9 protein-coding genes are annotated in these 12504 nt (G+C 42.1%); 8 read left to right on the forward strand and 1 reads right to left on the reverse strand.

Features of this window, described 5'->3' with window-relative positions:
* From ligA to HMPREF2758_RS01180, 8 genes are all read left to right on the forward strand, one after another.
* Nucleotides 1-2025 (forward strand): NAD-dependent DNA ligase LigA, encoded by a 2025-nt coding sequence (gene ligA / locus HMPREF2758_RS01145; protein ID WP_070608612.1) that lies wholly within the window; start codon nucleotides 1-3, stop codon nucleotides 2023-2025.
* Nucleotides 2009-3286 carry a CamS family sex pheromone protein gene (locus HMPREF2758_RS01150; RefSeq protein ID WP_070608614.1) on the forward strand — a complete coding sequence of 426 codons (1278 nt, stop codon included), beginning with the start codon at nucleotides 2009-2011 and terminating at the stop codon, nucleotides 3284-3286. Before ligA ends, HMPREF2758_RS01150 begins: the two co-directional genes overlap by 17 nt.
* Before the next feature lie 15 nt (nucleotides 3287-3301).
* Nucleotides 3302-3601 (forward strand): Asp-tRNA(Asn)/Glu-tRNA(Gln) amidotransferase subunit GatC, encoded by a 300-nt coding sequence (gatC, locus tag HMPREF2758_RS01155; RefSeq protein WP_070608616.1) that lies wholly within the window; start codon nucleotides 3302-3304, stop codon nucleotides 3599-3601.
* A gap of 1 nt (nucleotide 3602) precedes the next feature.
* On the forward strand, nucleotides 3603-5066 hold the full coding sequence (gatA, locus tag HMPREF2758_RS01160; protein ID WP_070608618.1) for an Asp-tRNA(Asn)/Glu-tRNA(Gln) amidotransferase subunit GatA: 1464 nt from the start codon (nucleotides 3603-3605) through the stop codon (nucleotides 5064-5066).
* A gap of 10 nt (nucleotides 5067-5076) precedes the next feature.
* Complete coding sequence (gatB, locus tag HMPREF2758_RS01165; protein ID WP_070608620.1) at nucleotides 5077-6507, forward strand: Asp-tRNA(Asn)/Glu-tRNA(Gln) amidotransferase subunit GatB; 1431 nt, start codon at nucleotides 5077-5079, stop codon at nucleotides 6505-6507.
* 315 nt (nucleotides 6508-6822) lie between these two features.
* Nucleotides 6823-7896: an LPXTG cell wall anchor domain-containing protein gene (locus HMPREF2758_RS01170; RefSeq protein WP_006908173.1), complete on the forward strand. Its 1074-nt coding sequence runs from the start codon at nucleotides 6823-6825 to the stop codon at nucleotides 7894-7896.
* Nucleotides 7897-8093: 197 nt separating this feature from the next.
* Nucleotides 8094-9116, forward strand: coding sequence for a glycosyltransferase family 4 protein (locus tag HMPREF2758_RS01175; RefSeq protein ID WP_070608622.1), 1023 nt, complete (start codon nucleotides 8094-8096; stop codon nucleotides 9114-9116).
* Between the two features lie 153 nt (nucleotides 9117-9269).
* Nucleotides 9270-10148 (forward strand): YitT family protein, encoded by an 879-nt coding sequence (locus HMPREF2758_RS01180; protein ID WP_006908171.1) that lies wholly within the window; start codon nucleotides 9270-9272, stop codon nucleotides 10146-10148.
* A 49-nt stretch (nucleotides 10149-10197) separates the two neighbouring features.
* Here the strand turns inward: HMPREF2758_RS01180 and recQ are convergent, their stop codons facing one another.
* The gene (gene recQ / locus HMPREF2758_RS01185) at nucleotides 10198-12384 is read right to left on the reverse strand and encodes a DNA helicase RecQ (RefSeq protein WP_070608624.1); all 2187 of its coding nucleotides are present in this window, start codon (nucleotides 12382-12384) and stop codon (nucleotides 10198-10200) included.
* Nucleotides 12385-12504 lie beyond the last annotated feature (120 nt).

A 12504-nucleotide genomic window follows, 5' to 3' on the forward strand; every position in this document is an offset into this window, starting at 1 on the left:
ATGACTTTAGAACAACGATTAAATCAACTCAAAGAAGATCTGAATCGCTATGCCTACCATTATTATGTGTTGGATGAGTCACTGATTTCTGATGCGGAATATGATCAGCTTTACCAAGAGCTATTAGCCATCGAAAAAGACCATCCCGAGTGGGTGACCATGGATTCACCCAGTCAACGAGTAGGAGATCAACTCCTGGATGGTTTTCAAAAAGTTGAGCATGCGACTCCCTTATACTCCCTGGCGAATGCTTTTAATCGGGAAGATCTAGCATCCTTTATTCAACGGGTGGAAAATCAGACGACAGATCCGGTGACCTATTTATGTGAATGTAAGATTGACGGATTAGCCGTGGCCTTGACTTATGAAAATGGGCAATTTGTCCGTGGTGCCAGCCGGGGAGATGGCCAAGTGGGTGAAGATATCACCCAAAACCTGCGCACCATCTCGGCGATTCCTCTCAAATTAAGAAAAGCTGTTTCTGGAGAGTTTCGCGGCGAAGCCTATCTACCTAAAGAACGCTTCCTAGCCTTGAATAAGGAGCGCGAAGAAGCAGGGAAGATTCCATTGGCTAATCCACGAAATGCAGCAGCGGGTGCTTTGAGACAGTTGGATCCTAAGGTGGCTAGACACCGTCAGCTTTCGGTTTTTATGTATGGGGTAGCAGATCCTGAAAGTCTGGCTATTCAAACCCAGGCGGGTTTATTTGAGACTTTGGAAGAGTTAGGGCTGCGTAATAACCATTTGCGCCGTGAATGTCATAATTTGGACCAAGTCTGGTCCTATATTCAAGAAATTGGACAAAAGCGCCATGATTTACCCTATGAGATTGATGGGGTGGTAGTCAAAGTGAATCAAATGGCCACCCAGTCTAAATTGGGCTATACGGTAAAAGCACCTCGTTGGGCGATTGCTTATAAGTTTCCAGCAGAAGTGGCTCAAACAACGATCCTATCGGTTGAATGGACGGTTGGACGAACAGGGGTGGTCACACCTACTGCAGTCATGGAGCCAGTTCAATTAGCAGGGACAACTGTTCAACGTGCCAGCCTTCATAATATCGACTTGATCCAAGCACTTGATATTCGCTTGAAGGATCAAGTATTGATTCATAAGGCAGGGGATATCATCCCCGAAGTATCAAAAGTTTTATTGGATCAGCGACCGAGTGACTCAAAATCTTTAGAGATTCCAACTCACTGTCCAGATTGTCAAAGCCCCTTAGAGCGTCCGGATGGTGAAGTTGCACTACGATGCTTGAATCCGAATTGTCCCGCTCAAGTCTTGGCCTTAGCAACGCACTTTGTTTCCAGACAAGCGATGAATATTGAGGGTCTGGGTGAAAAGGTAGTTGCCGCTCTATTGGAAAAGGAATTGATACATAATGTGGCCGACCTATACTATTTAGATGAAGCTGATTTCTTAACATTGGATAAAGTCAAAGAAAAATCCGCTCAAAATTATACTCGAGCGATTCAAGCTTCTAAGTCCAACTCCTTGGAACGCTTAATCTTTGCTCTAGGTATTCGGCATGTTGGAGCCAAAGTTGCGCAAGTATTGGCGCGATCCTTCAAGACAATGGAAGCCTTTATGGCGGCTAGCTTGGAAGAATTAACTAGCATTGAGGGGGTTGGGCCAATGATCGCTTCCTCAATCCATCATTATTTTGGACAAGAAGATTCCCAAAAATTACTAGCATCTTTGAAGCGGGCGGGGGTCAATATGACCTACCTAGACCAATCGGCTGAGTTTGCTCAAGTGGACAAAGAATTTTGGCAAGGAAAACGCATTGTCTTAACGGGTTCTTTGAGTTACTATAGTCGAAAGGAAGCCAAAGATTTGATCGAACACTTAGGCGGTCAAGTCACTAGTTCTGTCTCTAAGCAGACAGACTGCGTTATCTATGGGGATGCTCCTGGGTCTAAGTATGATAAGGCCTTGCAATTGGGAGTGGATACTATGGATGAAGCGCACTTTATCGCAAAATTAGCAGAAAGTGGAGTAAACTATGAAGAAGAAAGCTAATAAATATTTGACCTTGTTGGTCCTGGTCTCGCTTTTATCAGGATGTTTGAATAATCTTGATCAGGAAGAAAAAACGAGTTCCAATCAACCCGCTAATAAAGTAACTGCTCAAGTGACTTCCAGTCGTTTGAGCCCGGATCATTACCGCGCTGTCATTACAGATGGCCAGTATCATTTAGGGACGGCCGCTTCAGTGGACTATAATCTCTCTTCAACGGGTAATGCCTTTGCCTTTGAGGATGGGCTCTTAAGATTGTCACAAGAAGTCTTTCCGACGGACCAGTACTATCTTCAAGAGGGGCAGTTAATTGATGCGGACACCCTAACTTCATGGGTTAGTCGTGAATCAGATGAGAATCCGGATGGACTTAATCCTGCAGCTGTCGGACCAGATAAGGAAGAAACTACTACTACTCAAGAATCTCAGGAATCGACCGAGGTTTCGGTTAATGAAGCTGGAGAGGAAGTTATTGTTGATCAGGATGGTAATCCGGTAGAAGCTGGGGAAAAAGAAGCAGGAGCCGTTTATGAAGGATCTCCTCAAGTGGAATCGACGCCCATTTATCTTTCGCAAATTATGGAAAAAAACATTCTGGTTGAGGGAGAGGATGGTTATCAATTGGCCGGTATTGTGCTAGGCCTGTCGATGAATTCAACTTATGAATATACGGATCCAGCCGGTGTAGTCTACAAACAAGAGATCTCTGTAGGAGAAATGCGAGAACGCGGTCGTGCCTATGCTAATATTATTGTGGGTCGTTTGCGGGCAACTGAAGAATTGCGATCGATTCCGATTGTTGTTGGTATTTATCGACAGGCTCCTGCAGACGAGATTGTTGGGGGTACTTATATCTCAGACGGTATATCCCGTGAGGGTAATGCGGTATCCGATTGGAGTGACCGCAATGAGTATCGTCTTTCCCTTCCTTTATTGGACGGTGGAGTTGAAGGAGAGCAATATGCATACTTTGACAACTTCTCCAAGGGGGTTCGAGATCTTTTCCCTAATTTGAATGGTGTCTCAGCCAAGGTTCTTTATGTTGATGATCAATTAAAAACTTTGGATATCGAGATTGTGACCCAATTCTATCAGCAGACCGAGATTGCAGCTTTAACACAGCATGTCTATGACATGGCCCGAAGGTATCTACCGACCGATGTTGAAACTGAGATTAAGATCTCATCCAATGTGGGAACAGAAGCTTATGTTGGCAAAAAGGCCCAGCAGGCAGATTATCAGTCTTATATCTTTAGACAATAATAAGGGAGGAAACGCATGATAACACGTGAAGAATTAGAACATGTGGCTCAATTGGCTAAGTTGAGCTTTGATGAACGAGAACTTGATGAATTGACACCAAGAATGCAAAGTTTGGTGGATATGGTAGAGCACTTGGTTGAAGTGGATACGGAAGCTGACGAATCGACTTATCATGGCAATCAACGGATGAATGTCTACCGTGAAGATCAGCCGGTCGAAAATGATCATTATCAAGCCTTACTGGATAATGCCCCTACTAGCAAAGACGGGTATATTCAAGTGCCAGCGATTTTAGATGATGGGGAGGGAGCTTAGAATGACGACTTATCCAACAACGATTACAGGATTGAAGGCTGGATTGAAGGCCGGCGATTTTACAGCGGTGGAGCTAATCCAACATACTTATCAAGCGATCGAAGCTAAAGAAGACCAAGTTCAATCCTTTATTAATTATCAAAATCATAAAGAAGCTGCCTTAGAAGCTGCTAAAGCAGCGGATGAGCGTGGTTATGGAGAAGATAGTCCTATCTTAAATGGGATTCCCTTAGCGATTAAGGATAATATTGTAACCCAAGGATTTGCAACGACTGCTGCTTCAAAAATGCTCGAAGATTTTATTCCAACTTACGATGCGCATGTAATTACCAAGCTTAAGGAAGCCGGAGCAATTATTGTGGGTAAGGTGAACCTAGATGAATTTGCGATGGGAGGATCCACGGAGAATTCTTACTTTAAGACCAGTCGTAATCCTTGGGATTTAGAACGTGTACCAGGAGGATCGTCGGGTGGATCTGCTTCCGCGGTTGCTGCTAGACAAGTGCCTGCTTCATTAGGATCGGATACAGGTGGTTCGGTGAGACAACCGGCTGCTTATACAGGGATCGTTGGTATGAAGCCGTCCTATGGTCGCGTTTCTCGTTATGGTCTGATTGCTTTTGCGTCGAGTCTCGACCAAATTGGCCCGATGACTTTGACGGTGGAAGATAATGCCCTTCTATTACAGGTTATTGCGGGACTTGATGCGCATGACTCCACCACCTTAGATGATAACAATTTGGATTTTTCGGCTAAAATTGGTCAATCCATTAAGGGATTGAAGATTGCTTATCCGAAGGAATACTTATCCGATGCGATTCAACCAGAGGTTCGTCAGGCTATGGATAAAGCTGCAGACTACTTTAAGTCACAGGGTGCGATTGTGGAAGAGGTCTCACTGCCTCACTCGCAATATGGTATTAATGCCTATTATATTATCTCTTCAGCAGAAGCCTCATCGAACCTACAACGTTTTGATGGAATTCGCTATGGTTATCGTGCAGAAGATGTTCACAATCTAGAAGATATCTATGTCAAGTCACGTTCTCAAGGCTTTGGGGCGGAAGTTAAACGTCGGATCATGTTGGGGACTTTCTCCTTATCGGCCGGAGCCTATGATGCCTTCTATGGCAAGGCGGCCAAGGTTCGGACTTTAATTCGTCAAGATTTTGAACGCATCTTTGAAGAGTATGATTTAATCATGGGACCAGTCACCACCTCCACGGCCTATAAGATTGGCGAACGCCAATCGGATCCTTTGGAAATGTATGTGGCAGACTTATTAACGGTTCCGATTAATTTAGCAGGAATTCCAAGTCTAGCGATTCCAGCTGGTTTTGATGAAGGGGGACTCCCAATTGGGATGGCCCTTACCGGACCAAACTTGAGCGAAGCCCTACTTTATCAAGTAGCTTACGCCTTTGAACAAGGGCATGACTATCTTGACGTAGAACCCAAATTATAGGAGGTAACTGATGAACTTTGAAACAGTTATTGGACTCGAAGTCCACGTTGAATTAAAAACTAAGTCCAAAATCTTTTCCTCATCCCCAGTCCTCTTTGGAAGCCAACCCAATGCGAATACGAATGAAAAAGATTGGGGCTATCCAGGAGCCTTACCTACTTTGAATCGTCAAGTGGTGGAATTCGGGATGAAGGCTGCGATGGCGCTTAATTGTGAAGTGGCCGAGTGGATGAAGTTCGATCGAAAGAATTACTTCTATCCAGATAATCCGGCTGCTTACCAAATCTCTCAACTCGATCAACCGATCGGCCAACATGGGTATATCGATATTGAAGTGGATGGAGAGAAACGTCGGATTGGTATTGAACGAATTCATTTAGAAGAAGATGCGGGTAAGAATACTCACGCAGATGATGGCTATTCATATGTTGACTTGAACCGTCAAGGAACGCCATTGATTGAGATTGTCTCAGAAGCAGACATGCGGTCGCCAGAAGAGGCGTATGCCTACTTGGAAGCTCTTAGAGAACGGATCATGTATACTGGGGTCTCAGATGTGAAGATGGAAGAAGGATCCTTGCGCTGTGATGCTAACATCTCTATCCGCCCATATGGTCAGGAAGCCTTTGGAACGAAGACCGAGTTGAAGAACCTGAACTCTTTTAACTATGTTCGTCGAGGCCTTGCCCATGAAGAAGAACGTCAAGCACAAGTCCTTCGTTCTGGTGGGAAGATTCTCCAAGAGACTCGTCGCTTCGATGAGAAGACAGGTAAAACGATCTTGATGCGGGTTAAAGAAGGGGCTGCGGACTATCGTTACTTCCCAGAACCCGATATTCCACCCGTGACCATCTCGCAAGAATGGATGGACCAAGTTCGTGCTTCCATGCCTGAAATGCCGGAAGAGCGTCGTCAACGTTATACCAAGGACTATGATCTGCCAGAATATGATGCGATGGTCTTGACCCTACAGAAGGATTTATCCGACTTCTTTGATGCGACCGTTGCCGCGGGAGCCGATCCTAAGCAAGCCTCTAACTGGTTAATGGGGGAAGTCTCTGCCTACTTGAATGCTCAACAAGTTAGCTTAAAAGAGACCGGTCTGAACCCTCATAATCTAGCTCAAATGATTCGTTTGATCGATAATGGCACTATTTCTTCGAAGATTGCTAAACAGGTCTTTAAGGAATTGGCCCAAAAGGGCGGAGACGCGGAAGTGATCGTGGAAGAAAAGGGTCTAGCTCAGATCTCTGACCCATCTGTTCTTAAACCAATGATCGATATGATTATTGAAGGGGATCCAAAGTCTGTGGAAGATTACAAGAATGGTAAGGATCGTGCCTTAGGCTTCTTCGTGGGACAAGTTATGAAGCAAACGCGTGGCAAGGCTAACCCACAGGTCGTTAACCAATTAATTTTAGATAAGTTACAATCCATGTAAGCAATCGCTGAGATTGTATGAAAAGGGGTTACTGATGTTATGGATCAGCAACCCCTTTGTAATATAAGTGTTAAATAAAAGATCTTTACCTTTTCTTTAATAATTGATACCATGATAACTGTCGATGGACAAGATTCTTAGTCAATCTATATATGGAATCAAAGAATTTGAAGATTTAAAGAATTTCTAAAGATTTCTTTAGGAAGTTTAGAAATTTGCTTGACACTTTAAAAAATCTTTGGTACTATACAATTGAGGTTGAGATAAGACCTCTTGATACGTCGAATAATTTAAAATAAAAAGGAGATTTTTACTATGAAAAAATCATTAGTTAAATTAGTAGCAACTTCAGCTGTAGCTTTAACATTAGTTGGATCTGCTTCAGCATTAGCAGCTCCTAAAAATGTTTTGAATGGTGCACCAGTATTCTCTACTAAAGAATCAGCTCAATACTGGATTGATAACAATAAAGCTGCAAACGAAGTTTTAGCTGTTGTTGAAGAAGATGGACAATTCTATGTAGTTGATAATACACCAGCTACAACAGTAGCACCAACAACTGAAGAAAAATCTAAGGAATCTACAACTACTACAACAATTGCTCCTACTAAAGCAGAAGATCCATTTGGAACTGAAGCTAAATTAGATAAGGGTGCTCAAAAGAATGCATTTGAAAATGTTGGTCGTCACTTTAAGACATTAGCAGAAGCTGTTGAAGCTTATCCAAATGCTTTCGTTATGTATGAACCATCAACAAATGATTATGTAGTTTATACAGATGTTCAAGGTCAAAAAACTTTTGTATTTAATTCTTCTGAAGATGCTGTAAATGCTTTCCCAAATAAAAAAGCAATGTACGAAAATGGAAAATACTATGTATTTACCGATCAAGCTCCTCGTCTTCAATATGAATTTAAAACATTAGCAGAAGCAGTTGATGCTTTTGGAGAAGATGCTAACCCAATGTTTAAAGATGGTAAGTATATTGTTTATACAAATAAATTACCAAAATTAACACATGTTTTTGATTCTTATGAAGATGCAATGAAAGCTTTCCCAGGTTCATTCCCTATGTATGAAAATGGAAAATACTATGTATTTACTACTTACGAAAAAATTGCAGGAACTAAAGGATCTGTAGTAGAAAATGTAGAAGGTAAATTACAAGACACTAATCAAAAATTAGAAAAACAAGGTCAAAAAGAAGTAGCAACTGAAACAGAATCTACTAACAAACCAGCTGACAAACCAGCAGCTAAACCAGCTAAGAAAGATGAAAAGAAAGCTGAATTACCTCAAACAGGTGAAGCTTCTACTTTCGCAATCGCTGGAGCAGCAGTATTATCTGCATTAGCAGGATTAGGATTTGTAGCTAAAAAAGAAAACTAATTCGTTTAGTTTATAATATTTAGGATCAAACCTGAAGGTTTGGTCCTTTTTTGTTATTTGAAGTTAATTATGTTTTTATGAATAGCTTATAAATAGAGTCACTGAAAGAATCATCTTTCTAGCGACTCTTTATTTTTATAGATCATAGCGAGTGTATGTTATAATAAGATATCTACTTAGGATAAAGGAGTTTTTGTATGCTTACGGTTGCTCATTTTTCGAAGGCGGATTCAGTCAAGGGTCAAGGAGTAGGATCTGCTTACCTCGAATTAATTCGACTCCAAAAGACACGACTTAAGAATCAATTGACGATTCAAATTAATGACTACGCTCCCTCGGATATTTCTCATTACCATACGATTAACCCGCAATATTTTTTGACAAGTTTTTCTAAGAAGCGGGGGGTGAAGGTGGGCTATGTCCATTTTTTGCCGGATACCTTGGCAGGGTCGATTAAGTTGTTGGGGCCTTTACAAAAATTAATGGAGCGATATGTGATCGCCTTTTATAAGCAGATGGATCAGTTGGTTGTAGTCAACCCGAGCTTTATACCAGAGATTGCAGCTTATGGCATTGATCCTAATAAGGTGACTTATATTCCTAATTTTGTCTCCGATCAGGAATTTTTCCCCAAGGATGAAGCAGCCAAGAAAGCTTTCAGATTGGAACAGGATATTGATCAAGACCAATTTGTGGTTCTTGGAGTAGGGCAGATACAAAAGCGCAAGGGGATTGATGACTTTATCCGCTTGGCACAAATGAACCCAGATAAGCTCTTTGTTTGGGTAGGTGGTTTTTCATTTGGGCGGATTACCGATGGCTATGAAGACTACAAAAAAATTTATGATAATCCACCTGCAAACGTGCGATTTACAGGGATTGTGGATCGTCCATTAATGAATGATTGGTATAATTTAGCGGACGTTTTTCTTTTGCCATCGTACAACGAGCTATTTCCGATGTCGATTTTAGAAGCTTTTTCTGCGCATACTCCAGTTTTAGTGCGCGATCTCAATCTTTATCGAGATGTGATTGATGGCTATTATCTGGCAGCCAATGATGTGTCATCTTGGACGGATTGTTTGAATCGTTTGGCGAGTGATACTAGCTTTTATCAGGAACAATTGAACCGTGCCAAGCAAGGAGCGGATTATTACCATCCAGACCGGATAGCTAAGATCTGGTTGGACTACTATCGATCTTTAGTAAAAAATAAATAAGTCAATAACAGCCCTTAAAAATAAGAAGTCTATCTAAACGCTGTCATTTTGAAAGCCTTTTATTAGAAAATCCTTATTTTTAAGGGCTAGTTTATGATTGGAAGAATTTGATATAATGTAAGCGTTAATATTATTGATCTGGGGGTATTGCCAATGAAGAAGGTAGCTATTTCCTTATTTATGACCTTACTAGGAACAGCCTTAGTCGCCTTTTCGATTAATTTCGTTTCCTTGCCAAACGAATTGGGGGATGGGGGAATTACGGGGCTGACTTTATTTTTTCACTATGTATTTAATATGAATATTCCGATTACAGCTTTCATATTGAATGTGATCGTCCTAGTGGTTGGTTGGAAATTGTTGGATACTAAGACGATTCTCTATACCTTAGTTTCCATTGGAGCCTTATCCTTCTTCTTAGCTTATATTAAGCCGCCCGTATTCCTACCAGAGAATAAGCTCATTGCACCAATTGTGACAGGAGTGATTATGGGTTCTGGCTTGGGGATTGTCATTCGCGGAGGTGGATCGACGGGGGGAACCGATGTCATAGCGCTAATCATCAATAAATACTTTGGGATTTCAGTTTCGAATGCGCTCTTGATGTGTGATGGGATCATTGTGTTCTTGCTTTTTATTGCGATTGGGATTGAACGTGGGGTTATCACGATTATTGGGATTTTGATTTGTAGTCGTATTTTGAATTTCTGGATTACGGGTTATAATCCAAAACATGCCATTATGATTATCACTGACCATTATGAAGAGGTGGGACAAGCCGTCATGAGTCAAGTGAAGCGTGGTGTGACGATTCTTAATGGTAAGGGCTTCTATTCTAGGAATGATAAGCAAATTCTCTACATCGTTGTTTCGATGCGGCAATTATTTGCGGTTGAAAAAATCATTCACCAAATTGACCCCAAGGCTTTTGTGGCAGTGAATGCTGTTCAACAAGTTGATGGGGAAGGTTTTACTTTTAATCGAGAAGAAAATGACGCCATTATGGAGGCGATGATTAAGGAAGATGCCTAATTGAGCTTTCATGGATGAATAAAAGACAGGTTTTGAGGATATAAGATCTTTAAAACCTGTCTTTTTGTCGTTGGCTAAGTTGAATGAGACGAAGATCAAGAGGGTCTAATTGAGAGCTATCGCTATTTTTTAGTGTTTGCTGGACCTCGGGGCTTAGTTTTAAGTGAAGTTCTTGGAGGTAACCAGCCTGTTTACACCGTTCGAGTTGCTGAAGGACTTGCTCGGGTCGTAGGTGGCGCTTATGAGCGATCTCTTGGATAGAAAAGCCTTGGCCGAGCAGCTGCCCGCACAGGAAGTAACTAGGCATTCGGTCGGGATAGTCTTCCAGGATCATTGGATTAAGAACGACCTCTTGGATGGAGACGGCGTCTTTATTAACGGAATCTTGCTCATTTTGATAATAATGGGTGATTGGGGCTTGATTTTTAAGAAGATTGGCTTGTCGTTGTTCTAAGGACAGCCCCTTATCCTGATAATAAGTCTGAATGATATCAAGAAAAGCTTGGCCATATTTATCCGCTTTTACAGGACCAACTCCATTTATTCGTTGAAAATCTTGATCATTAAGGGGTAATTGGTTGGTCATATCAACCAGACTGGCATTATTGAAAATAATGTAGGCAGGTAGATTCTCTTCCTGTGCTAGCTCTAGACGTAATTCTTTAAGCATTTGATAGAGATCTGGATATAGAACAGCGTCCTGGCTAGAAGTGTGATTGTAGCGAAGGAGATTAGATGTGATCATGAGATTCTCACGAATAGCTAGCCGGTCTTCCCCTTGTAATAATCGCAGGGCCTTAGGACCGATTTCTAATCCATGGTGACGGTTGACTAGGAGATAGTTACTGGCGATCACTTGACTAATGAGATGCTTGATTGTTGTCAGGTTCAGGTCTTTTAAGAGACCGTAGGTTGAGAGTTGATCAAAATGATGTTGGCGAATCTTTTGATTTTGGCTTCCTTTGAGGACTTCCGCTAAAAGGGTCATGCCATAGGGGGCCTTCATACGTATTAGGCAAGACAGAATCATTTGACCCTCGCGAGTCATGTCTCTCACCTTAAATTCACCCAGACAGTAGGAGCAGTTACCACAGTGATCAGGAGCAACTTGACCAAAATAGGAAAGCAAGTATTGACGTAGGCAGCCAGAATGTCTGGCGTAGCGAATCATCGCTTCCAAACGGTCTTTTGCATATTGGTCTTGGCTTTCTTCAATAAAATATTTGGCGGTTAGGATATCCCGGCTGGCAAAGAAAAGAACAGCTTGAGAGGCTAAGCCATCGCGCCCAGCCCGCCCAATTTCTTGGTAGTAGTTTTCAATATCTTTGGGCATATTATAGTGAACCACCAATCGGACATCGCTTTTGTCAATGCCCATACCAAAAGCATTGGTTGCGACCATTATTTGGATGCGATCATAAAGAAAGTCATCTTGAGCTTTTTGCCTTTCTTGGTGACTTAGTCCAGCGTGATAGCAAGCGGCTTGATAACCGGCCTCTTGTAGGGCTGTTCCTAATTGATCGACTCCTTTACGAGAAGAGCAGTAGATGATACAGGCCTCTTTACTCGGCAAGAGGTCTTTAAGTGCAGTAAATTTATCGGCTGGTTCTTGGATGGATAACTGAATATTGGGCCGATCGAATGACGAGATAAAGACTTGGGGATTGTTTAAATCGAGCTGTTGACAGATATCTTGGCGTACCAGTTCGGAGGCCGTAGCGGTAAAAGCTGATAGGATAGGTCGATGATCAAGTGTTTGGACAAAGTCACGGATCTGACGATAGGAAGGCCGAAAATCATGCCCCCATTGAGAAACGCAGTGGGCTTCGTCAACGGCAACCAGCTGGGGCTGAACTTGGTTCATTAAAGCGATAAACCCTGGTTGTAAGAGACGCTCAGGGGCCACATAGAGGAGTTTAACTTGTTTTTGATGAACGGCTGTTAGAATTTCTTGATAGTTATGACTATCTAAGGATGAATTCAGATAGGCGGCTGGTATCTGTTGGGCTCTTAGGGAGTCGACTTGGTCCTTCATGAGTGAGATTAAGGGGGAGATAACGATTGTTAAACCTGGCAACAGGATGGCGGGCAATTGGTAACATAAGGATTTACCGCCTCCTGTAGGTAGAATCGCTAAGGTGTCTTTTTTGTGTAAGATGGCTTGGATAATCGCTTCTTGGGGTTCTCGAAAGGATGAATAACCAAAGTAATGACTTAGAGCTTGGTGAATCTGCATAAATGACCTCCTAATACATTTAGTCTTAGTTTACCATGGATAAGGTAGAAATATTAGATGATTTATGGGAAAGGGCTAACGATTAAGCGCTTGCTTATGGTATAATAAAACTGAAAATAC

Origin of the sequence: Facklamia sp. HMSC062C11, assembly GCF_001810675.1 — a bacterium.
GTDB lineage: Bacteria > Bacillota > Bacilli > Lactobacillales > Aerococcaceae > Facklamia > Facklamia hominis.

Coding starts and splice junctions, on each gene's coding strand:
- ligA (WP_070608612.1), top strand. CDS start 1: ATGACTTTAGAACAACGATTAAATCAACTCAAAGAAGATCTGAATCGC.
- HMPREF2758_RS01150 (WP_070608614.1), top strand. CDS start 2,009: ATGAAGAAGAAAGCTAATAAATATTTGACCTTGTTGGTCCTGGTCTCG.
- gatC (WP_070608616.1), top strand. CDS start 3,302: ATGATAACACGTGAAGAATTAGAACATGTGGCTCAATTGGCTAAGTTG.
- gatA (WP_070608618.1), top strand. CDS start 3,603: ATGACGACTTATCCAACAACGATTACAGGATTGAAGGCTGGATTGAAG.
- gatB (WP_070608620.1), top strand. CDS start 5,077: ATGAACTTTGAAACAGTTATTGGACTCGAAGTCCACGTTGAATTAAAA.
- HMPREF2758_RS01170 (WP_006908173.1), top strand. CDS start 6,823: ATGAAAAAATCATTAGTTAAATTAGTAGCAACTTCAGCTGTAGCTTTA.
- HMPREF2758_RS01175 (WP_070608622.1), top strand. CDS start 8,094: ATGCTTACGGTTGCTCATTTTTCGAAGGCGGATTCAGTCAAGGGTCAA.
- HMPREF2758_RS01180 (WP_006908171.1), top strand. CDS start 9,270: ATGAAGAAGGTAGCTATTTCCTTATTTATGACCTTACTAGGAACAGCC.
- recQ (WP_070608624.1), bottom strand. CDS start 12,384: ATGCAGATTCACCAAGCTCTAAGTCATTACTTTGGTTATTCATCCTTT.